At 68.8% G+C, this 19,759-nt stretch carries 23 protein-coding genes; 12 read left to right on the forward strand and 11 right to left on the reverse strand.

Translation table 11 applies throughout. The annotated features are described in order from the left end of the window. Positions 1–229: 229 nt before the first annotated feature. The 3 genes from ACIQJ5_RS14195 to ACIQJ5_RS14205 all read left to right on the forward strand — a co-directional run bounded on the left by ACIQJ5_RS14195 (position 230) and on the right by ACIQJ5_RS14205 (position 4,233). On the forward strand, positions 230–406 hold the full coding sequence (locus ACIQJ5_RS14195; protein WP_231091605.1) for a hypothetical protein: 177 nt from the start codon (positions 230–232) through the stop codon (positions 404–406). A 54-nt stretch (positions 407–460) separates the two neighbouring features. Continuing rightward, positions 461–3,973 (forward strand): TM0106 family RecB-like putative nuclease, encoded by a 3,513-nt coding sequence (locus ACIQJ5_RS14200; protein ID WP_402844868.1) that lies wholly within the window; start codon positions 461–463, stop codon positions 3,971–3,973. 83 nt (positions 3,974–4,056) lie between these two features. Continuing rightward, the gene (locus ACIQJ5_RS14205) at positions 4,057–4,233 is read left to right on the forward strand and encodes a PspC domain-containing protein (RefSeq protein ID WP_231091607.1); all 177 of its coding nucleotides are present in this window, start codon (positions 4,057–4,059) and stop codon (positions 4,231–4,233) included. Between the two features lie 69 nt (positions 4,234–4,302). Here ACIQJ5_RS14205 and upp read toward each other — a convergent pair whose 3' ends face one another. The 4 genes from upp to ACIQJ5_RS14225 all read right to left on the reverse strand — a co-directional run bounded on the left by upp (position 4,303) and on the right by ACIQJ5_RS14225 (position 7,580). Further along, a complete protein-coding gene (gene upp, locus ACIQJ5_RS14210) occupies positions 4,303–4,935 on the reverse strand; it encodes a uracil phosphoribosyltransferase (protein WP_231091608.1) in 633 nt (210 codons plus the stop codon). Positions 4,936–5,003: 68 nt separating this feature from the next. After that, positions 5,004–5,465 (reverse strand): nucleoside deaminase, encoded by a 462-nt coding sequence (locus ACIQJ5_RS14215; protein ID WP_402844870.1) that lies wholly within the window; start codon positions 5,463–5,465, stop codon positions 5,004–5,006. A 1-nt stretch (position 5,466) separates the two neighbouring features. Beyond that, the gene (locus ACIQJ5_RS14220) at positions 5,467–6,396 is read right to left on the reverse strand and encodes a DUF808 domain-containing protein (RefSeq protein ID WP_231091610.1); all 930 of its coding nucleotides are present in this window, start codon (positions 6,394–6,396) and stop codon (positions 5,467–5,469) included. An 80-nt stretch (positions 6,397–6,476) separates the two neighbouring features. Then, positions 6,477–7,580, reverse strand: a complete 1,104-nt coding sequence (locus ACIQJ5_RS14225) for an alpha/beta fold hydrolase (RefSeq protein WP_402844873.1) — start codon at positions 7,578–7,580, stop codon at positions 6,477–6,479. A gap of 224 nt (positions 7,581–7,804) precedes the next feature. Between ACIQJ5_RS14225 and proC the strand changes: the two genes are divergently transcribed. Continuing rightward, positions 7,805–8,641, forward strand: a complete 837-nt coding sequence (proC, locus tag ACIQJ5_RS14230; protein ID WP_402844875.1) for a pyrroline-5-carboxylate reductase — start codon at positions 7,805–7,807, stop codon at positions 8,639–8,641. Positions 8,642–8,653: 12 nt separating this feature from the next. On the opposite strand, the gene ACIQJ5_RS14235 is transcribed toward proC, so the two are convergent. Both ACIQJ5_RS14235 and ACIQJ5_RS14240 read right to left on the reverse strand, forming a co-directional pair. Further along, on the reverse strand, positions 8,654–9,325 hold the full coding sequence (locus tag ACIQJ5_RS14235; RefSeq protein WP_231091613.1) for a TrkA family potassium uptake protein: 672 nt from the start codon (positions 9,323–9,325) through the stop codon (positions 8,654–8,656). Further along, on the reverse strand, positions 9,318–10,709 hold the full coding sequence (locus ACIQJ5_RS14240; RefSeq protein ID WP_402844898.1) for a TrkH family potassium uptake protein: 1,392 nt from the start codon (positions 10,707–10,709) through the stop codon (positions 9,318–9,320). The genes ACIQJ5_RS14235 and ACIQJ5_RS14240 overlap by 8 nt, the downstream gene beginning before the upstream one ends. A gap of 120 nt (positions 10,710–10,829) precedes the next feature. On the opposite strand from ACIQJ5_RS14240, the gene ACIQJ5_RS14245 reads away from it, so the two are divergent. From ACIQJ5_RS14245 to ACIQJ5_RS14275, 7 genes are all read left to right on the forward strand, one after another. Next, complete coding sequence (locus tag ACIQJ5_RS14245) at positions 10,830–11,231, forward strand: helix-turn-helix transcriptional regulator (protein WP_231091615.1); 402 nt, start codon at positions 10,830–10,832, stop codon at positions 11,229–11,231. Positions 11,232–11,610: 379 nt separating this feature from the next. Next, entirely contained in the window at positions 11,611–11,802 is a 192-nt protein-coding gene (locus ACIQJ5_RS14250) for a helix-turn-helix domain-containing protein (RefSeq protein WP_231091616.1), read from the forward strand. Positions 11,803–11,908: 106 nt separating this feature from the next. Then, complete coding sequence (locus ACIQJ5_RS14255) at positions 11,909–12,007, forward strand: 30S ribosomal protein bS22 (RefSeq protein ID WP_003792170.1); 99 nt, start codon at positions 11,909–11,911, stop codon at positions 12,005–12,007. An 85-nt stretch (positions 12,008–12,092) separates the two neighbouring features. Further along, positions 12,093–13,796 (forward strand): FAD-dependent oxidoreductase, encoded by a 1,704-nt coding sequence (locus ACIQJ5_RS14260; protein WP_402844878.1) that lies wholly within the window; start codon positions 12,093–12,095, stop codon positions 13,794–13,796. After that, complete coding sequence (locus tag ACIQJ5_RS14265) at positions 13,783–14,073, forward strand: rhodanese-like domain-containing protein (RefSeq protein WP_231091618.1); 291 nt, start codon at positions 13,783–13,785, stop codon at positions 14,071–14,073. The genes ACIQJ5_RS14260 and ACIQJ5_RS14265 overlap by 14 nt, the downstream gene beginning before the upstream one ends. A 60-nt stretch (positions 14,074–14,133) precedes the next feature. Further along, positions 14,134–14,406, forward strand: a complete 273-nt coding sequence (locus ACIQJ5_RS14270; RefSeq protein WP_231091619.1) for a glutaredoxin family protein — start codon at positions 14,134–14,136, stop codon at positions 14,404–14,406. Positions 14,407–14,424: 18 nt separating this feature from the next. Beyond that, entirely contained in the window at positions 14,425–14,724 is a 300-nt protein-coding gene (locus ACIQJ5_RS14275; protein ID WP_231091620.1) for a Dabb family protein, read from the forward strand. Positions 14,725–14,800: 76 nt separating this feature from the next. Here the strand turns inward: ACIQJ5_RS14275 and ACIQJ5_RS14280 are convergent, their stop codons facing one another. The 5 genes from ACIQJ5_RS14280 to ACIQJ5_RS14300 all read right to left on the reverse strand — a co-directional run bounded on the left by ACIQJ5_RS14280 (position 14,801) and on the right by ACIQJ5_RS14300 (position 19,090). Further along, positions 14,801–14,983, reverse strand: a complete 183-nt coding sequence (locus ACIQJ5_RS14280) for a YegP family protein (RefSeq protein ID WP_231091621.1) — start codon at positions 14,981–14,983, stop codon at positions 14,801–14,803. A 123-nt stretch (positions 14,984–15,106) separates the two neighbouring features. Continuing rightward, on the reverse strand, positions 15,107–16,207 hold the full coding sequence (locus ACIQJ5_RS14285; RefSeq protein ID WP_402844882.1) for an ABC transporter ATP-binding protein: 1,101 nt from the start codon (positions 16,205–16,207) through the stop codon (positions 15,107–15,109). Next, a complete protein-coding gene (locus ACIQJ5_RS14290; RefSeq protein ID WP_402844883.1) occupies positions 16,204–17,013 on the reverse strand; it encodes an ABC transporter permease in 810 nt (269 codons plus the stop codon). The genes ACIQJ5_RS14285 and ACIQJ5_RS14290 overlap by 4 nt, the downstream gene beginning before the upstream one ends. Continuing rightward, positions 17,010–17,930 carry an ABC transporter permease subunit gene (locus ACIQJ5_RS14295; RefSeq protein WP_231091626.1) on the reverse strand — a complete coding sequence of 307 codons (921 nt, stop codon included), beginning with the start codon at positions 17,928–17,930 and terminating at the stop codon, positions 17,010–17,012. The genes ACIQJ5_RS14290 and ACIQJ5_RS14295 overlap by 4 nt, the downstream gene beginning before the upstream one ends. Next, positions 17,927–19,090 (reverse strand): ABC transporter substrate-binding protein, encoded by a 1,164-nt coding sequence (locus ACIQJ5_RS14300; protein WP_402844885.1) that lies wholly within the window; start codon positions 19,088–19,090, stop codon positions 17,927–17,929. The genes ACIQJ5_RS14295 and ACIQJ5_RS14300 overlap by 4 nt, the downstream gene beginning before the upstream one ends. A gap of 126 nt (positions 19,091–19,216) precedes the next feature. Between ACIQJ5_RS14300 and ACIQJ5_RS14305 the strand changes: the two genes are divergently transcribed. Continuing rightward, complete coding sequence (locus ACIQJ5_RS14305) at positions 19,217–19,603, forward strand: hypothetical protein (protein WP_231091628.1); 387 nt, start codon at positions 19,217–19,219, stop codon at positions 19,601–19,603. Positions 19,604–19,759 lie beyond the last annotated feature (156 nt).

Genomic DNA, 19,759 nt, shown 5'->3' on the forward strand with positions numbered 1-19,759 from the left:
CCGAGACCGCACTCCCGTCTGCGCCCGTCTGCGCCCGTCTGCGCCCGTGTGCCCGTCTGTGCCCGTGTGCCCGTCTGCGCCCGTGTGCCCGTGTGCCCGTCTGCGCCCGTCTGCGCCCGTGTGCCCGCCCGTGTGCCCGTGTGCCTGTGTACCTGTGTACCTGTGTGCTCGGCCCGCCTGTGCCCGCCGGTGTGGGCAAGCGCTCGGGAACGGGCGATACGGTGAGTGCATGAAGTCTTCGCTCGGAACCTGGATCACCGTGATCGTGGCGGTCGTGATCGCCTGGTTCCTCGTGAACGCGTTGTTCTCCCTCGCCTGGCTGATCGCGAAGATCGCCATCGTGGCGATCGTCGCGGTCGTGGTCTACGGCGTGATCCGCACGATCACCGCGCGCCGCGACGGCTGACCGCACGCGGGCCGATGTCCGAACCCCGCGATAGCGTCGTGGGCAGGAGGAAACATGCGAATTGCTGATGGCGGCCGGGTCATCTGGAGTGCGACCGATCTGAAGAAGGCTGCCGACTGCGAATTCGCCTGGGTGCGCGGCATCGACGCGAAGCTTGGGCGCATCGAGGCCATCGAGGAACCGGAAGACGCCATGATGCGTCGTGCCATCGAGCTCGGCCTGGCGCACGAGAAGCGCGTTCTGGCGGACTACCACCGTCGTTTCCCCGGCGCCGTGGTCGAGATCGAGGACGTCAGCCAGGGCGGTGCGGAGGATCGCGATGCGGCCTTCGCGCGTACGCTCGACGCGCTGCGCGGGACGGACGCGCAGGTGGTCTACCAGGGCGCGTTCACCGCCCCCGACTTCATCGGGTTCGCGGACTTCATCGTGCGCACCCCGGACGGCTGGCTCGTCCAGGACACCAAGCTCGCCCGCACAGCGCGCGTGACGGCGCTGATGCAGCTGGTCGCCTACGTCGACCGTCTGGAGGCCGAGGGCATCCCCGTCGCGCCCACCGTCGAGCTCATCCTCGGCACCGGCGAGATCAGCACGCACCGCATCGAGGACATCCGTCCCGTCTTCCGCCTTCGCCGCGAGCGGCTGCGGGCCCTGATCGCGGATCGCCAGGTGGCCGCAGGCACAGCGGTCGAGGCGGTGGCGTGGGCGGATGAGCGCGGCGAGCTGGGCCTCATCGCCTGCGGCCGCTGCGCCACCTGCGAGTCCGAGTCCGTCGCCCACCGGGATCTGCTGCTCGTGGCGGGCATGCGTCCGCAGCAGCGCCGCCGGCTCCGGGCCGCGGGCATCGTCACCATCGACGATCTCGCCGGGGCCGAGCACACCCCCGACGACATCGCGGCCGACGTGTTCCACGCGCTGCGGATCCAGGCGCAGCTTCAGCTGGCCAGCCCCGCCGGAGTGCCGGTGGTGGGGGAGGACGCACCGGCCCACCCGGTTCCCACCTACGAGGTGATCCTTCCCTCAGCGCTGGCCATCCTGCCGCCGGCGGATCCCGGCGACATGTTCTTCGACTTCGAAGGCGACCCCCTGTACACCGAGGGCGCTGGTGAGCACTGGGGGCTCGATTACCTGTTCGGCTGGGTCGATGACGCAGAGACATACTCGGCCATCTGGGCGCACGACTTCGCGGCCGAGCGGGCGGCGCTGGAGACGTTCCTGCGGACGGTCTCGCTGCTTCGTTCACAGCACCCCCAGATGCACATCTACCACTACGCTCCGTACGAGCCCACGCACCTGGCGGCCATGGCCGCCCGTCATGGGTTCGGTGAGGCCGAGGTGGATCGCCTCCTCGCAGAGGGCGTGTTCGTGGATCTGTATCCGATCGTCAAGCGCGCCGTGCGAGTAGGGTCCCGTTCCTACTCCATCAAGAAGCTCGAACCGCTCTACATGGGTGACGAGGTGCGCACTGCCGAAGTGCAGAAGGGTGACGAGTCGATCGAGCGGTACGTCGAGGCGCGCGCTCTCGCGGCAGACGGCCACACCGCAGCGGCGCAGGACATCCTCGACGATCTGGCCGACTACAACCGGTACGACTGCGTGTCCACTCGGCGCCTGCGGGACTGGTTGCGCGCCCGCGCCGCCGAGGCGGGAGTGGAGCCGGGCCAGCAGATCGAAGCGGAGACCAACGCCTACCACCCCTCGGAACGCTCCACCGCGCTGCTGCATGACGCCGAAGCACTCGCCGCACGCACCCCGGGAACGGAGCGCACGGCCGAGGAGACCGCGTTGCGGCTGGCGGCAGCTGCCATCGACTACCACCCGCGGGAGAGCCGCGCCTTCTGGGCGGGGCACTACCTGCGCCTGCGCGAACCGCTCTCCAGCTGGAACCAGGGACGAGACGTGCTCACCGTGGATCCCGCTCGCTCCTTCGTCGCCCAGCCCTGGTATCTGCCGGAGCGAGCCCACTCGCCCCAGCGCGAGGTCATGCTGCGTGGTGAGATCGCCCCGGGCTCGAGTCTGCGCGATGGCTCCGAGGTCTTCACGATCTATGAACGCCCCGTCCCGTTCCCTGCGCTGAAGTCCTCCCGCTGGATCAACGTTCCGGTGCCGGCGCACATCATCGAGGTCCGCGACGACGGCCTCCTTGTCGCCGAGCGCGGGATGCCCGAGGTGGAGTGGGAGCGCGCGCCGATCGCCGTGGTCCCCGGCCCACCGCCGTCGACGAAGAACATCCAGGAGCGCATCGACCTCTGGGCCGACGGCGTGCTGCGCACCGCGCCCGCTCTGCCGCGCGATGCCGCCACCGATGTGCTGCTGCGCCGGCCGCCGCGCACTCGGTCAGGGCGGCTCACACCGTCCACCGGAGACGACGTCGCCGCTATCGTCGCGAGCATCCGTGACCTCGACTCCAGCTACGTGGCCGTGCAGGGTCCTCCCGGCACCGGGAAGACCTTCGTCGGCTCGCACGTGATCGCCCGTCTCGTTGCAGATCACGGCTATCGCGTCGGCGTGGTGGCACAATCGCACGCCGTGGTGGAGAACCTGCTGACCCGCGTGGTGCAGGCGGGGCTTCCGATCGAGCGGGTGGGCAAGGCGAGCGCCGACAAAGACGCCGAGGACGAGCGCTTCACGCCAGTGCCGCGCGACCGCATCGCACAGTTCCGGGAGGAATTCGATCGGGAGGGGTTCGTGATCGGCGGCACCGCGTGGGACTTCTGCAACGGTCGTCGGGTGCCGCCCGGAAGCCTGGATCTGCTCGTCATCGACGAGGCGGGCCAGTACTCCCTCGCCAACACCATCGCCACCTCCGTGGCGGCGCGCGATCTCCTGCTGCTGGGCGACCCACAGCAGCTGCCACAGGTGAGCCAGGGAACGCATCCCGAGCCCGTGGACACCTCGGCACTCGGCTGGGTGATGGACGGCGACGACGTCATCCGGCCGGAGTTCGGCTACTTCCTCGAACACACCTGGCGCATGCGCCCCGAGGTCGCCGACGTGGTCTCCGCGCTGTCCTATGAGGGCAAGCTCACCGCAGCCGCCGCAGCTCTCGAGCGCACGATCGAGGGCATCGAGCCCGGCGTGCACGCCCTCACCGTCGATCATCGCGGCAATACCTCGCACAGCGACGCCGAGGCCGCGCGCGTGGTGGACCTGGTGCAGGACCTGATCGGGCGGGATTTCGATCCCGGTGAGGGCGCCGCTGTGCGTCCGCTCGAGGCGTCCGACATCATCGTGGTCACCCCGTACAACGCCCAGCAGCAGACCGTGCGCGAGGCGCTCGTCGCTGCGGGTTTCGCCGAGACCCCGGTCGGCACGGTGGACAAGTTCCAGGGACAGGAAGCGGCGGTGGCGGTCGTCTCCCTGGCTGCGTCGAGCGCACGTGAAGCTCCGCGTGGCCTGGAGTTCCTCCTGCTGGAGAACCGCCTCAACGTGGCCATCTCCCGCGCACAGGTCGCCGCGTACGTCCTGTACGCGCCCGGCCTGCTCGATGATCTGCCTCGCACACCGGCGGGCGTGGCCCGGCTCTCCGCGTTCACCCGCATGGTCGGTGCTGAGCCTGCCGGCGAGTGACACCGACGGCTCAGCGGCGCGAACCGCTGCCGCGGCGGCACCACTGAGGCGCGTGCCGGTTCGGTTGGGCCTAACCTGCTGATATGTCGATCAACACACCGCTTCGCCGACCCCGCGACGGCCGATGGGTCGGAGGCGTCTGCCTCGGCGTCGCCGAGCACTTCAACCTCGATGTGACGCTCGTGCGCGTGCTCACCGTCCTGCTCGGAGTCTCCCTCATCGCCTACCTCGTCGCCTGGGCGCTGATCCCCTCCGAGTGACGCGGACACATCCCGAAACGCGAATCGCCCCGCTCAGACAGCGGGGCGATTCGTGCAAGAAATCCGGGATCAGACCGTGCCGTACAGGCGATCGCCCGCATCGCCGAGGCCCGGGACGATGTAGCCGTGCTCGTCGAGACGCTCATCCAGCGCACCCAGCACCAGCGTGACATCACGGCCCGCCACCTGCTTCTCGATCGCCGCAACGCCCTCCGGCGCGCCCAGGATGCACACCGCGGTCACGTCCTGCGCACCGCGCTGGAACAGGAAGTCGATGGCGGCGCCGAGCGAGCCGCCCGTCGCCAGCATCGGATCCAGCACGAAGCACTGGCGCGCGCTCAGGTCCTCGGGCAGCCGCTCAGCGTAGGTCTGCGGCTCCAGGGTCTCCTCGTTGCGTGCCATGCCGAGGAAGCCGACCTCTGCGGTCGGGATCATCGTAGTCATGCCCTCGAGCATGCCGAGACCGGCGCGGAGGATCGGCACGATGAGCGGACGCGGCTCCGAGATGCGCACACCCGTGGTCGTGGTGACCGGGGTCTGGATCTCGTACGGCGTGACCCGGACGTTCCGTGTGGCCTCGTAGGCCAGCAGCGTCATCAGCTCGCTGGTGAGCTGACGGAACACGGGCGACGGCGTGTTCTTGTCACGCAGCACCGTGAGCTTGTGGGTGATCAAGGGGTGATCGGCGACGTGAACACGCATGAGGTACAGAATATCCGCTCGAACGGTCCCACGCTGTGCGGTCGTCGTGCGCGAGAACGCGCGGGTGCTCAGCGACGGCCGCGGAAGAACTCCTGCAGCAGCGCGACCGCATCGGTCTCGCGGACGCCGCCGACCACTTCGGCACGGACTGGAAGACGGCGGTCGCGCAGCACGTCGTAGACCGAGCCGGCCGCACCCGCCTTGTCATCCCACGCGCCGAAGACGACTCGTGAGACACGCGCCTGCAGCGCGGCGCCGGCGCACATCACGCACGGCTCCATCGTGACCACCAGCGTGGTGTCCTGGAGGTTCCAGGATCCGATCGTGCGGGCCGCCGCGCGCATCGCGACGACCTCCGCATGGCCGGTGGGATCGGCCGTCTCCTCGCGGTCATTTCGTCCGAGGCCCAGCACGTCGCCGTCGCGGCCCAGCACCACGGCGCCCACCGGGATCTCGCCGGCCGCGCCCGCCTCGGCCGCGAGGCCCAGCGCCCGGGCCATCGCGGCGTCCTCTGCCGGGGTCGTGAGCATGTCAGTGCCCGGATGTGCGAGCCAGATCCGGGTTCTCACCGGCCGAGGGGATGGACGATCCCCGCCCCGCGATGCGACGCACCAGCATGACCACGGCCACCACGATCAGACCGATCACGAGCCCCGCAACGGCGGAGATGGCGGTGTCCGCGATCCACACGATCACGCCGCCGAGCGGAGCCAGGGCGTGCTCGACGAGGTGGAGCAGATCCGCCGGCGGGTGGAAGCCGACCTCGCCCAGGTTGGCGATCACGAGGTGACCTCCCACCCACAGCATCGCCACCGTGCCGATGACGCTGATGACGCGGAACACGGCCGGCATCGAGCGGACGATGCGCGTTCCGGTGTGACGCACGCGCTTCTCGTCGCTGCGGACCATCCGCAGGCCGATGTCATCGAGCTTGACCAGGAGCGCAACGGCGCCGTACACGACGCCCGTCATCAGGAGTGCGATGACCACCAGGGCGGCCAGCTCCATCCAGAAACCGAGGTGCTCAGGCAGGTTCGACAGCGAGATCAGCATGATCTCGGTGGACAGGATGAGGTCGGTGCGGATGGCGCCCCACACCAGCTTGTTCTCGTTGCGGTCTTCGGCTTCCTCGTCGCCATGGTGGCCCACACCGAACCACTCCAGCACCTTCTCCGCGCCTTCGAAGCACAGGAACGTCCCACCGATGATCAGCAGCCAGGGCAGGATCCACGGGGCGAACTGGGTCAGCACCAGCGCGATCGGGATGATGATCACGAACTTGTTCGCGATCGAGCCCAGCGCGATCTTTCCCACCACGGGCAGCTCACGGGCGGGCGTGATGCCCTGCACGTACTGCGGGGTGACCGCGGCGTCGTCGATCACGACTCCCGCGGACTTCGCTGACGCCTTCAGCGCCGCGCTCAGGATGTCATCGACGACTGCCAGCAGACCAACGGACATGAATCCCCCTCGAACGCCGTGTGATCGTCCGGCGACCCAGCGATTCTATCGGTCACCCACGTCGGCGGTGGCGAGAGCGATCAGTCCGCCGACTTCAGGACGATGACCTCGGTGGGAGGCCCGCCCACCGGGACGTAGTCGATGCGCGACAGCAGTGCGGCGCGGAAGTCCTCCGGCTCCTCCAGGTGCGGGCAGTGGCCCACGGCGGGGAAGAGCGCGTCGAGGACGTGACCACCCGCGGCCGAGTACGCGTCGAGCACGTCCTTGGTCTGCGTCACCATCGGCTGTGCGGGGGCGGCATCCTCGCCCGGCCAGCCGTCGATGTCACCGTTGCGTCCTCGCACGTTGGTGTCGAAGGCGGATTCGTCCGAGATGATGATGTCGCGTCCGCCGTGCACCCACAGGATCGGGGGCTTGTGCGGCAGATCGACGATGGCGGAGACGTCGAAGTACCGCGGAGACAGCGCATTGAGCACGCCCGTGGTGCCCGGCGCGAATCCGGGCCATGAGGACGACGGGCTCGTGGCGCCGGGGAACGCGTCATCGCCCACCGCCGTGGTGAGCATCGACTCGACCCATACGTCCTCGTTGCGCGAGACGTAGCCGGTGGCGAGGAAGACCGAGCGGAACACGGACCGCGGTGACGTGGCCACCTCCGCCGTCTCGTCCTCCTCGGCGATCCGGGCGACGAAGTCGGGATCGGCCACGCCCGCTCCCGTCCCGGCGGCGTCCTCTGTGAGGAGCGAGCCGTCGCGGCGGGTGCCCCCGAAACCATACGGGGAGACCGGGGATTCCAGCGTCAGCGACAGCACCGGGTGATCGAGCGCGTACTGCAGGACGACACCGCCGCCCAGACCCCAGCCCACCAGGTGCACGGCGCCGAGCTGCAGCGCCTGGAGAGCATCGTGAAGGTCATCGGCGAAGTCGCGGACACCGCGTGTCGCGTCCACGCCGAGGCGTTCGGAGCGGCCGTGGCCGCGCAGGTCCACGGCGATGAGCCGGAGATCGCGGGGGAGGGCGAGCATCGTCTTCTGCCACATCTCCGCGGAGCCGACCACGTTGTGCACGAAGACGATCGTCCGGTCCGCTGGTGCATCCGGGGAGTCCTCGGCGCGCTCGAGCACTCCGACGGCCAGGCGGGGCGTCTGCACCACTCGGGCTGTGATTCCGTCGAAGAGCGTCATGATCATCCTTTGCTCGCCGCGCTTCGCTGCGCGTTTGCCATCGGTTCTCCGATGATAAGCACGCCACCTGGACGGGCGGGGTGCATCGGCTGCGGGTCGCGAGCTCAGCCTCGTCCGCGGCGCGGGAAACGTATCGTCGCCGGCTCGGAGACCGGCCCAGGAATGCGACCCCGTGACGGGACGCGGGCCGGTCCTCGCCCGCTGCTCCGACGTAGGATGGCGGCATGAGCGCACCGGTTCCGTCCCCGTCCATCGCGATCCTCGGAGCAGGCTCGATGGGCGGTGCGATCCTGCAGGGCCTCGTCGCCGGGGGCGTCCGCGGGATCAGCGTGACGAACCGCACGGCGGAGAAGGCCGCAGCGCTCGCCGAACTCGACGGGGTGCACTCCATCGCGCTCGCGGACCAGCCCGACGGGAACCGGACCGCCGCACGCGGTGCGCAGATCGTCGTGATCGGCGTCAAGCCGGCCATGGTGGCCGACCTCCTGCGCGAGATCGCCGACGATCTGGATCCCGACGCCGTGGTGGTGAGCCTCGCGGCAGGCACCACGATCGCCACCATGGAACAGGCGCTGGGAGGCACCCGTCGCATCCTCCGCGCCATGCCGAACACCCCCGCGGTGGTTGGCAAGGCCGTCACCGGCATCGCCGCGAACGCCCACGCCTCGGCCCAGGACGTCGCCGCCGTACGCCGGCTGTTCGAGTACGTCGGCACGGTCATCGAGACCGACGAAGCGGGAATCGACCCCCTGTCGACGATCTCCGGATCCGGACCCGCCTACGTCTTCCTGCTCATCGAGGAGTTCACGAAAGCCGCGGTCGGCAAGGGGTTCAGCCAGGCCGATGCTCGCGTCATGGCCGAGCAGACCTTCATCGGGGCGGCGGCACTGCTCGACGCGAGCGGCGAGGATCCCGCGGAGCTTCGCCGGCGCGTGACCAGCCCGAAGGGCACCACCGAACGCGCCGTGGGGGTGCTGCAGGAGGCGCGCCTCGACGAGGTGTTCGTCCGTGCCACGGACGCCGCGCTGGCGCGTGCGAAGGAGCTCGCGGCCGGAGCGTGAGCGGCGGCCGCGTCAGCGGTCGAGCCCCGCGAACCGCTCGATGTCCGAGTTGGTGCCCGACACGATGATCAGGTCGTGGTTGGTCACCACCGTGGCGGCCTCCGCGTAGCGGAACGGCTTGCCGGGGCTCTTCACCCCGACCACGGTCACGTTGTACTTGCTGCGGACACCCGACTCCATCAGGGGCACGCCACGGATGAAACGGGGCGGATACATCTTCGCCAGCACGAAGTCGTCGTCGAAGCGGATGAAGTCCAGCATGCGGCCCGAGACCAGGTGCGCGACGCGCTCTCCGGCCTCGCGCTCGGGGTAGATGACGTGGTTCGCACCGACGCGGGCGAGGATCTTGCCGTGCGCCTGGGAGACGGCCTTCGCCCAGATCTGCGGCACCTTGAGGTCTACGAGGTTCGCGGTGATCAGCACGGATGCCTCGATGGATGAGCCCACCGCCACCACGGCCACCTGGAAGTCCTGCGCGCCGATCTGCTTCAGCGCCTCGAGGTTGCGGGCATCCGTCTGCACGGCGTGCGTGACGCGCTCGGACCACTTCTGCACCAGTTCGAGGTTGTCGTCGATGGCGAGCACTTCGCGATCCAGCCGGTCCAGTTCGCCGGCGCACGCGGCGCCGAAGCGGCCGAGGCCGATCACGAGGACGGGAGCATCGCTCCGGATCCGTTCAACCAACGATGGGCCTTTCCACGGGCAGCGAGTACAGCTGCGTCTTCGATGAGGCGGCGACCGCCGCGGCGAGAGTCACTGTACCAACGCGGCCCATGAACATGGTGGCCGCCAGCACGTACACGCCGGCATCCGGCAGGTTCTCCGCGATACCCGTGGACAGTCCCACGGTGGCGAATCCGGAGATCACGTCGAACAGGACGTGCTCGACGGGCGCCTTCGTGATCTGGGTCAGGATGATCGTGGAGGCGGCCACGATGGTCGCGCCCCACGCCACGACCGACAGCGCCACCCGCTGCACGTCCGAGGGGATCCGGCGCCCGAAGGCCTGCACGCTCGGGCGTCCCTTCGCCTCGGAGAACACGGCGAGGGCGAGCACGGCGAGGGTCGTCACCTTGATGCCGCCGGCGGTGGAGGCCGAACCTCCGCCGACGAACATCAGCATCGATGCGACGAGCAGCGACGATCCGTGCAGTTCGCCCGGATCCACCACGGAGAAGCCGCCGGAGCGCGTCATCGCGGACATGAAGAACGCCTGGAACGTGGTGTTGCCGGCGTCCATCGACCCGAATGTGGCGGGGTTGTCGTATTCCAGGATCAGGAACATCGCGGCGCCGGCGAAGAACAGGATCACCGTGGTGATGAGGGTGAGCTTCGCGTGCAGCGACCACTTGCGGTAATGCCAGCGCTGCTTGGCGAGCGTGAAGATGACCGGGAAGCCGATCGATCCGAGGAAGACTCCCAGCATCAGCACGAACAGGATCGCGTGGTCGTCGGCGAACGGGGTGAGGCCGCCGGCGTTGGGTGTGAAGCCGGTGTTGGTGAACGCCATCGCGCCGTAGTACGGCGCCTCCCAGAGGGCGATCAGGGGATCGACGCCCGCGATCACCAGCAGCGGGTACAGGATGATCGCGAGGCTCACCTCGATGATGAGCGTCGAGATCGCGACGGTCAGCAGCAGCGAGCCGACCTCTCCCAGACGCACGGTCTGTCCCTCGTTCACCGGACCGCCGTGCACGCGCAGCGGGTTGCTGTCGCCCGCTGCGATCAGCTTCGCCCGCAGGCCGAGGCGCTTGGAGATCACCAGACCGAGGATCGACGCCAGCGTCAGTACGCCGAGGGCTCCCACCTGGACGCCGATGAACACCAGCGCATTGCCGAAGGGCGACCAGTGCGAGTCCATGTCGACGGTCGCGAGTCCCGTCACGCAGATCGTCGACACGGCGGTGAAGAGCGCGTCGGCGAGCGAGGTCCGCTGGCCGGTGGCACTGGCCGCCGGCAGGGAGAACAGCACGGTGAACAGCGCGATGAGCGAGACGAAGATCACGACAGCGAATCGAGCGGGCGATTCCGTGGTGGTGTCGCGCAGCTTCACTCCCAGTCGCTGGATCCATGATCCCGGCTCCTGAGGTATCAGCCGACGTGCGGACACGCGTGGCATCTGGCTCCCTCTTCCCGATTCCGGCCGTCCGTCATGGTACTCCGGTCTGGTCCTGACTACCCTAAACACATGGCCGACATCTTCGACGTGATCGCCGACAGCACCAGGAGAGAGATTCTCCGGCTGTTGCTGGACCGATCCGACGCCCCCGGATACGACGGGACGAGCGTCTCCCAGATCGTCGCGGACCTCGGGATCAGCCAACCGACCGTCTCGAAGCACCTGAAGGTGCTGCGCGACGCGGGGCTCGTCACCGTCCGCGAGGAGGGCCAGCACCGCTTCTACAGCCTCGACATCGTGCCGATGGAGGAGATCGAGGACTGGCTGATGCCGTTCATCGACGCCCACGACGACCAGGTCGTGGCTGCCCTCCCGGAGGGTGCGGTGCACGCCGCCGACTTCGTGGGACGCACGGCCGCGGCCATCACGCACGCGGTGACTTCGACGTTCCGCAAGCGCCCGTCTCGCTGATCGGTTCCGACCGCGGACATGGCGACGGGCGGGGAGCTCAGCTCACCCGCCCGTCGCATCGGTCCCGACAACCGCGAGGCTCGCACTCGATGCCGCGGATTCAGTCCCGTGTCTCCGCGATCGGACCGGATGGGTGCGGTGAAAGGGGGAGAACGTCGCACCCGTCCGGTCATCGAGAGCTTCTGCGAGCCCCGATGACACCCAGTAAACGACACCGGTCTGAAATGCGGCGCAGAGGGCCCTATGCGTCCGCTGAGGATCTCTGGTTGTGATCACAGTTCGCAGAAACCACACCGGTCACAGGAGTCACGCTGGACTCGGATGTTTACATCCTTCTCAGGAAAGCCATAGGCTGTGCAGGTTCGGAAGGAGGGGTTTCGTGTCCGATTACTCTGATGTGCGCTTCCTCACGGTGGCAGAGGTCGCCGAGCTCGCGCGCGTGTCGAAGATGACCGTGTACCGCATGGTGCACGCCGGTGAGCTGCCGGCCGTTCGGTTCGGCCGCTCCTACCGTGTGCCCGAGTCCGCGGTGGCTCAGCTGCTGCAACGGCCCATCTCGGACGTGGGCTGAACGAGTCGACTCCCGGCATCCTGTAGACTGTCGCGAGGCAATTTTTCATCTGCCCGTTCCCGGGTGAACGCACGTGTTCGCCCAGCCCCGATCTAGTGAGGTTTCCGTGGGTTCTGTCATCAAGAAGCGCCGCAAGCGCATGGCGAAGAAGAAGCACCGCAAGCTGCTTCGCAAGACTCGCCACCAGCGCCGCAACAAGAAGTGAGCGGCAAGGCCCGGCGGGCCTGACACCGAGCGCCTGTCTTCGGACGGGCGCTTCGTGTTTCTCCCCGAACGATCACGGAGGACGAATGGACCAGTCAGCACAGCCGACACTGCGCATCCTCGTGGTGGGCGGCGTGGCGGCAGGCATGAGCTTCGCCGCGCGTGCCCGGCGCCTGGATGAGAGCGCCGAGATCGTGGTGTTCGAGCGCGGCCAGCATCCGAGCTTCGCCAATTGCGGGCTGCCCTACTACGTGTCGGGTGAGATCGAGCAGCGCGACGCCCTGCTCGTGCAGACGCCGCAATCGCTGCGCGACGCGCTCGACATCGACGTGCGTGTCGGGCACGACGTCGTCGCTGTCGATGCCGGTGCCCGAACGATCACCGTGCGCTCGGCGGCGGGGGAGAGCGTCGAGCACTACGACCGGCTGATGCTGGCACCCGGTGCGGCCTCGCTGATGCCGGAGATCGCCGGGGTCGATGCTCCGCAGGTTTCTCTGCTTCGCACGGTGGAGGACGCCGTTGCGCTTCGCGAGCGTGCCGGCACCGGGCCGGTCGTTGTCGTGGGCGGCGGGTACATCGGCCTGGAGGCGGCGGAGGCCTTCCGGCTGCGCGGCGACGAGGTGCACGTGATCCAGCGCGGTCCCCACGTGCTCAGCAGGCTGGAGCCGGAGCTGGCGAGCCTGGTGACCGGCGAACTGCAGCGCGGGGGCGTGTCCGTGCACTCGGGAGTCACCGTCGTGGCGATCGAAGACCAGGGCGATCAGGCCGACGTCGTCCTGAGCGACGGAGCCCGGCTTTCGGCGCGCACCGTGCTGGTTGCCGCGGGAACCCGTCCCGACACGGATTTCCTGGACGGCGCGGTGCCGCTCACCCCCGCCGGCTTCATCGCCGTCGACGCGCACGGTGCCACCTCGGTTCCCGGCATCTGGGCCGCCGGTGACGCGACAAGTGTCGCCGATCCGCTCACGGGCGGAGATCTGGTTGCTGCACTGGCCGGTCCCGCCAACCGCAACGGGCGTCTCATCGCCGATGCCATGCTCGGCGGCTCGGGAGCACGTCCGCAGCCGACGCCGCTGCAGACCTCCATCGTGCGCGTGTTCGGGCAGGCGGTGGCGATGACCGGCCGCACCCGGGCCGAGCTCCAGGCCGCAGGCATCGAGCACCACACGCTGCACCTGCACGCCGGATCGCACGCGGGCTACTTCCCGGGCTCGGAGCCGGTGCATCTCGTGGTCCACTTCGCGGCGGGCGACCACCGGATCGCCGCCGGAACCCTTCTCGGCGCCCAGGCGGTGGGACGCGATGGCATCGACAAGCGCATCGACGTGCTGGCCACCGCGATCCGGGCCGGGCTGCACGTCAGCGACCTGATCGACCTGGACCTCGCCTATGCTCCGCCGTACGGCAGCGCGAAGGACCCCATCACGATGGCGGGCCTCGTCGGGGACAACGTGCTCACGGGCACCACGGTGCTGTGGTACCCGTGGGAGCTCGACGCGGCTCGACAAGCCACCCTGATCCTCGACGTCCGGCGCGCCGACGAACGCGCTCGCGGCTTCCTCGCCGGGTCTCTGCACGTCCCGCACACCGAACTGCGCGATCGCATCGACGAAGTGCGAGAAGCGGCCGGCGGGCGCCCGGTCCGCATCCACTGCGCGTCGGGCGTACGCTCGTATCTCGCCCATCGCCAGCTCGTGGCGGCCGGGTTCGACTCCGCGACACTCTCCGGCGGGATGCAGACGCTCCTCGCCTTCCACGGAAAGGGCATCCTCAGCCATGAAGAGCATTGACATCACCGAACTCGAGGGTCGCGGTCTGCCGCTCATCGACGTGCGCGAGACCGACGAGTTCGCGGCCGGTCACGTGCCGGGTGCCGTCAACATCCCGATGTCGGAGATCACCGGGCGACTGGATGAGCTCCCCTCCGGTGCCTTCGATGTGATCTGCCAGGCGGGCGGACGGTCGGCTCGCGTCGTGGAGTACCTCGAAGCCCAGGGCCACGACGCCACGAACATCGACGGCGGCACCGGCGCCTGGATCGCGATGGGCAAGCCCGTCGAGCACTGATCGTCCACACCTTCGACGGCCGGCGGATCCCGTATGCCCGCATCGGCATAGGATGAGACGGTGACCACTCTCACCATCATCGGCAAGCCGGAGTGCCACCTCTGTGATGTGGCTCAGGGAGTCGTCGAGCGGGTCCTCTCGGAGCTTCCGGAGGACGTCGCCGATCGCGTCGAGGTGGTCGAGAAGTCGATTCTCGACGACCCGGCGCTCTATGAGCTGTGGTGGGAGAAGATCCCCGTGGTGCTGATCGACGACTCGCTCCACGCGCACTGGCGTGTGGCCGCAGACCGTCTGCAGTCAGCGCTCATCGCCGCTGACCGCACCCACTCCTGATACACACTCGGAGGATCCATGACCATCCGTCACATCGTCGCCTGGCAGGTCGCAGCGGATGACGCCGCACTGAAGGCTGAGCACGCCCGCGGCATCGCCGATCGGCTGCTCGCGCTCGACGGCGTCATCCCCGAGATCCTGTCGATCTCGGCCGGCGCGGAGGCGCTCTACGAGCAGAACTGGGACGTGGCCCTGGTCGCCGACTTCGCGGACCGGGAGGCCCTGGAGCGATACCAGACGCATCCGGCCCATCAGGAGGTCGTCGCCTACGTACGCAGCGTGGTGTCCGGACGCGTCGCGGTCGACTTCGAGGTCTGATCCGCACCCGCCGCGCACGACGAAGGGCCCTGCCGACGATGAACGTCAGCAGGGCCCTTCGTCCCGCTGAGGCGGATCAGGCCTCGAGCTCGACCACCTCGGCGTCTGCGGCATTGCGACGGACTGATTCGATGCCGCCCTGTGCGCCGGACTTCGAGGCGTAGCCCTGGCCGCTGGCGATCACCTCGCCGTTGCTGGCCTTGAGGCGGAAGCGCCACTCGCCGGCCTTGTCTTGGTAGAGCTCGAACTTTCCTGCCATGGGGAACCTCCTGGGGTCGGGCACCGTCCGCAGATCCGGGCGTGCGTTGAAGGGAACATAGCGCTGCGGACCGGTGCGGAGGAAGAGCCCGCGGGTAACGTGACAGCGAATGAACGGTGCGGGTCAGGCCGGTGCGAGCGGTCGGCTGGTGACCGGGTGATCCGACAGCCGCACGCCCACGGCCTCCCCGAACTCGGGGCGGAGCGCGGCGTCGTGCTGCACACGGATCAGCTCACCGGTGTCCGTGCGCACCAGGGTGCGACGGATGCTGCCGAGGAAGGTGCTCTCCTGCACCACGCCCTGCACATCGCCGGAACCGGCCGCTACCAGTGAGAGGTGCTCCGGACGGAGGAACACCTCGACCGCCCCGCTCGCCGGCTCTACGAGGGTGAGCTCCCGGCCCCACACCCGGGCACGAGCGCCGTCGGCTGCGGCCGGAACGATGCTGGAGAGCCCGACGAACGCTGCCGTGAACGCCGTTGCCGGTGCGGAGTACAGCTCCTCCGGTGTACCGATCTGCTCGATGCGGCCGGAGTTCATCACGGCGATCCGGTCGGAGACGGCCAGCGCCTCCTCCTGATCATGCGTCACGAACACGGTGGTGATCCCGAGACGCAGCTGCAGCCGGCGGATTTCGTCGCGCAACTGCACCCGTACCTTGGCATCCAGGGCGGAGAGGGGTTCGTCCAGCAGGAGGACGCGCGGAGCGGTGACGAGTGCACGGGCAAGGGCCACGCGCTGCTGCTGGCCGCCCGAGAGCTGGTGCGGGTACCGGTCCGCGAATCCGCCCAGCCCGACGAGCTCCAGCGCGTCCTGTGCCCGCTGCAGCGCCTCGGCGCGGGCGACCTTGCGCCGGCGCAGACCGTAGGCGGTGTTCTCCCGCACCCGCAGGTGCGGGAACAGCGAGTACGCCTGGAAGACCATGCCGATGTCGCGCTTGTTCACGGGGACGGCGGACACGTCGACACCGTCCATCAGCACCGAGCCGCCGGAGGCGTCTTCGAGCCCGGCGAGCACGCGCAACGCCGTGGTCTTGCCGCAGCCCGATGGCCCCAGCAGCGAGACGAACTCACCCGGTCGGATGCGCAGATCCAGTCCGTGCAGCACCCGGGTGCTGCCGTAGTCCTTCACCACGTCCACCAGATCGACACGAGTGCCGGTGCCGGCGTCCGCGAGCAGCAGGTTGTCGCCGGTGGGCGGGAGATTCAGCGGAGCGTCTGTCATGACCGCGCCTTTCGTGAGCGCCCGCGGGCGGCGAAGCCCAGCGCGAGCAGGAGGACGAAGCAGAAGGTGAGCGCCAGCAGCGTGAAGATCGCCGAAGCGTACGGGTCGATCTTGCCGACCACCACGAGAGCGGTCTGCAGCACCTGACGGTTGAGGAGGGAGGCGATCGTGAACTCTCCGAGCACCACGGCGATGGAGATCAGCGATGCGGCCAGCAGCCCCGAGCGAAGGTTCGGCACGAGCACGGTGACGAACACGGTGGGCCAGTTCGCGCCGAGAGAACGTGAGGCCTCGGTCAGCGTCCGCAGGTCAACGGCGTCGATCGATGCCTGAATCGAGCGGTACGCGAAAGGCAGCACCGTCACTCCGTACGCGAACGCGAGCGTCCACGCCCCGGTGCCGAGCGTGCGTCCGATCTGCAGGTAGATCGGCGTGAGGCCCACGACCACCACGATGGCGGGGATGGAGATGGGCAGCAGCGCGATGAACTCGAAGACGGCCTTCATCCCCGGGAATCGCAGATTGACCAGGATCATCGTCGGTGCCAGCAGCACGATCACGATCACCACGGTGACCACGGCGAGGACCAGCGAGTTGCCGAGCCCCGCCGTCAGCGGCTTGATCACGGACGGGTTGGCGGCGCTGAAGAGGCTGACCCAGTGATCGAGCGTGAGCGCGCCGTCGGCATCCTGCAGCGTGTACAGCAGGGTGGACACCAGCGGGATCGCGAAGATCACGCCCACCAGGGTGCCGATGATCCAGCGGGTGGCAAGCGTGGGCCCGATGTCCCCGGGCGCGCGGCTCATCGTTGCCACCTCGCCGCTCGTCGCTGCACGAGCGCGTATGCGCACATCACCACACCGATCACCACGATCATCCCGAACGCGAGCACGCCCGCCAGGTTCTCGCGGCCGAGCAGCGTCTCGCTGGTCAGCGCGGTGCGGATCTGCAGCGGCACGATCTGCGATCCCTGGCTGGCGAGCGCCGCAGCCGTCGCGTAGGACGAGAACGCGTTGGCGAACAGCAGCAGTGTGCTGGCCAGGAACGATGGGGCGAGCACCGGCAGGCCCACGTGCAGCCAGAACCCGGCGCGGGTGCCGCCCAGCGTGAGGTTGGCCTCCGCCCAGGATGCGCGCAACGCGGCGACGGCGGGCATGAAGGTGATCACCATGAGGGGCACCTGGAAGTACAGGTACGCGGGGATGAGGCCCGGGAGGGCGTAGATCCACGCGCCATCGGCGAAGATGTCGATGCCCAGCGCGTCGCGGAGGAAGCGGGTGAGGACGCCCTGGATTCCGATGGTGGCGATCATCGCGAACGCCAGCATCACACCGCCGAACTGCGCCAGCACACCGCACGCGGCATCGACCGTGGTGCGCACGAAACCGGTGGGTGACAGCCCCAGCAGCGCGTAGCAGACGAGGGCGCCGACGATCGCGCCGACGACGGCGGTGAGCAGCGACAGCCACGTGGAGTTCCAGAAGGTGGCGAGGATCACGGGGTCGCCGAGCGCGGCGAAGGACGCCAGCGAGAACGAGCCGTCCTTCGCGAACAGGCCGGAGCCGATCGCGATGATGGTGGGCACCACGAGGAAGAGTGCCACGTAGATCAGGAACGGCGCGAGCCCGAGGCCCGCGAGGGACGAACGGCGAACCCGCCGGCCCGGAGCGCGAAGCCCCGAGCCGGCGGGAACGGTGCCGTGGGAGACGGCGGGGGAGGTCACTGAACCGCTGCCGCCCACTTCTCACCGAGCAGGGTGCCGGCCGCCTTGCTCTGCTCCTCGGTGGGAACGAGCGTTTCCTTCGGCGCCTCCGGCAGCTTGGCTGCGAGGTCGGCGTCGATGGTTCCGGCCTTCGTCATGGCCTCCATGCGCACCGGGCGTGCGCCGCCCTTCAGCCAGAGGTTCTGCACCTCGTCGCTGTAGAGGAACTCCTGCCACAGGCGGGCTGCGGCGGGGTTGGGGGCGTCGACGTTGATGGCCTGGTTGTAGTAGGCCGCGTAGCCGTTACCGGGGAAGACGACCACCTTCCAGTCCTTGTTGTCCTTCGTGTGGGCCGCGTTGAGGTAGTCCCAGTCGAAGACGACGGGCGTCTCGCCCGAGGTGACGGTCGCGGTCGTGACATCCACCTTGAGGAGGTTGCCCGCGGAGTTCAGTTTCGAGAAGAAGTCGATGCCCGCGCTGTAGTCGTCGAGGCTTCCGCCGTTCTGGACGGTGGCGAGACCCACGGCACCGAACGCGGCACCCGCCTGCGTCGGGTCGCCGTTGAGGGCCACCGCACCCTTGTACTCGCTCTTCAGGAGGTCGGTGATCGCAGCCGGAGCCGGGAACTTCTTCGAGTCGTAGCCCACAGACATGTATCCGCCGTAGTCGCCGACGAACAGGCCGGTCGACTCCTTGAGCGCCTCGGGGATCTCGTCCCACGTCTGCACCTTGTAGGCGGCGAACTGGTCGGTGTTCTGCAGCGCGACCGTCAGGCCCAGGTCGAAGACGTCGGGCGCGGTGTCCAGGCCCTTGTTGGTCTTGGCGGCGGTGATCTCCTCGGCGGAGGAGACATCGGGCGACTGCTCGGTGACGGTGATCTCCGGGTACTTCGCCGTGAACGCGTCGATGATCTCGCCGTAGTTGGCCCAGTCGCGCGGCAGGGCGATGACGTTGAGCTTGCCCTCCTTCTTCGCGGCGGCCTCCAGGTCGGCCAGGGTGCCGAAATCGCTGAGGCTGGTCGCGGTGGCGGCGTCGACGGATGACGAGCCGGTCTCTCCGGCGGCCGCGGTGCCCGCAGCGTCGGCGGCGCCGGTCGAGCACGCCGACAGGGTGAGGGCGGCGATTCCGGCGACGGCTGCGCCCACGGCGAGGCGGCGGAACGGACGAATGGTTCGGGTCATTGCTGTGTCCTCTCGAGGCCCGGCCGGCGGCAGGGCCTCGATGACGTTATGCATCGCGCCTTGCGGTGAATCGTCCGTGAGGTGAACGGAGGGTGATGCGCTGGTTTCCGTGCGGGGGAGGTGTGAATGGGCATCCTCTTCACCTACGGTGGAATCACCATGTCGCCACGCACCACCGCCACCGCAGAGACGGTCGATCGCATCCGCCCGAGCATCGCCGATCTCGTGCTCGCCCTCGTGTTCCTGCTTCTCGGCTGGGGCGGTGCCGTCCTGCTGATGGGATACACGGACGTCCCGACGCCCGTGAACGCGAGCGGCGTGCGCCGCCTGGTGGCGCTGGCCACCATGGCGCTGCCGTTCGCGCTGCCGCTGGTGTTCTTCCTCATCGGTCTGCTGCGCCGCCGTCAGCGTGGCAACGGGGCCGTGTGGCTCACGATTCTCGGCGTGCTGCTGGGGATCCTCGCGGGTGTGGTCGGTCACCTGGCCGCCCTCGGCCTGTCGCTGCTGGGCTGATCTTCTCGTCGCGGTCTTCGACGCCGCGCTCCTGAGAGGGTGCGCGGCGGGGGAGCTGTGATCACAGCGCGCGGAATCCTCTCGGTCGAGCGGTGCATTCGCACCTCGGCCGTGCCTACTATATGTGGCACGGTCTGGGGGCTGGGATGGACGATG

This window comes from Microbacterium sp. GXS0129, assembly GCF_044769785.1.
In the GTDB taxonomy this organism is placed as follows: domain Bacteria; phylum Actinomycetota; class Actinomycetes; order Actinomycetales; family Microbacteriaceae; genus Microbacterium; species Microbacterium nymphoidis.

Coding starts and splice junctions, on each gene's coding strand:
- ACIQJ5_RS14195 (WP_231091605.1), top strand. CDS start 230: ATGAAGTCTTCGCTCGGAACCTGGATCACCGTGATCGTGGCGGTCGTG.
- ACIQJ5_RS14200 (WP_402844868.1), top strand. CDS start 461: ATGCGAATTGCTGATGGCGGCCGGGTCATCTGGAGTGCGACCGATCTG.
- ACIQJ5_RS14205 (WP_231091607.1), top strand. CDS start 4,057: ATGTCGATCAACACACCGCTTCGCCGACCCCGCGACGGCCGATGGGTC.
- upp (WP_231091608.1), bottom strand. CDS start 4,935: ATGCGTGTTCACGTCGCCGATCACCCCTTGATCACCCACAAGCTCACG.
- ACIQJ5_RS14215 (WP_402844870.1), bottom strand. CDS start 5,465: ATGCTCACGACCCCGGCAGAGGACGCCGCGATGGCCCGGGCGCTGGGC.
- ACIQJ5_RS14220 (WP_231091610.1), bottom strand. CDS start 6,396: ATGTCCGTTGGTCTGCTGGCAGTCGTCGATGACATCCTGAGCGCGGCG.
- ACIQJ5_RS14225 (WP_402844873.1), bottom strand. CDS start 7,580: ATGACGCTCTTCGACGGAATCACAGCCCGAGTGGTGCAGACGCCCCGC.
- proC (WP_402844875.1), top strand. CDS start 7,805: ATGAGCGCACCGGTTCCGTCCCCGTCCATCGCGATCCTCGGAGCAGGC.
- ACIQJ5_RS14245 (WP_231091615.1), top strand. CDS start 10,830: ATGGCCGACATCTTCGACGTGATCGCCGACAGCACCAGGAGAGAGATT.
- ACIQJ5_RS14260 (WP_402844878.1), top strand. CDS start 12,093: ATGGACCAGTCAGCACAGCCGACACTGCGCATCCTCGTGGTGGGCGGC.
- ACIQJ5_RS14265 (WP_231091618.1), top strand. CDS start 13,783: ATGAAGAGCATTGACATCACCGAACTCGAGGGTCGCGGTCTGCCGCTC.
- ACIQJ5_RS14275 (WP_231091620.1), top strand. CDS start 14,425: ATGACCATCCGTCACATCGTCGCCTGGCAGGTCGCAGCGGATGACGCC.
- ACIQJ5_RS14280 (WP_231091621.1), bottom strand. CDS start 14,983: ATGGCAGGAAAGTTCGAGCTCTACCAAGACAAGGCCGGCGAGTGGCGC.
- ACIQJ5_RS14285 (WP_402844882.1), bottom strand. CDS start 16,207: ATGACAGACGCTCCGCTGAATCTCCCGCCCACCGGCGACAACCTGCTG.
- ACIQJ5_RS14290 (WP_402844883.1), bottom strand. CDS start 17,013: ATGAGCCGCGCGCCCGGGGACATCGGGCCCACGCTTGCCACCCGCTGG.
- ACIQJ5_RS14300 (WP_402844885.1), bottom strand. CDS start 19,090: ATGACCCGAACCATTCGTCCGTTCCGCCGCCTCGCCGTGGGCGCAGCC.
- ACIQJ5_RS14305 (WP_231091628.1), top strand. CDS start 19,217: ATGGGCATCCTCTTCACCTACGGTGGAATCACCATGTCGCCACGCACC.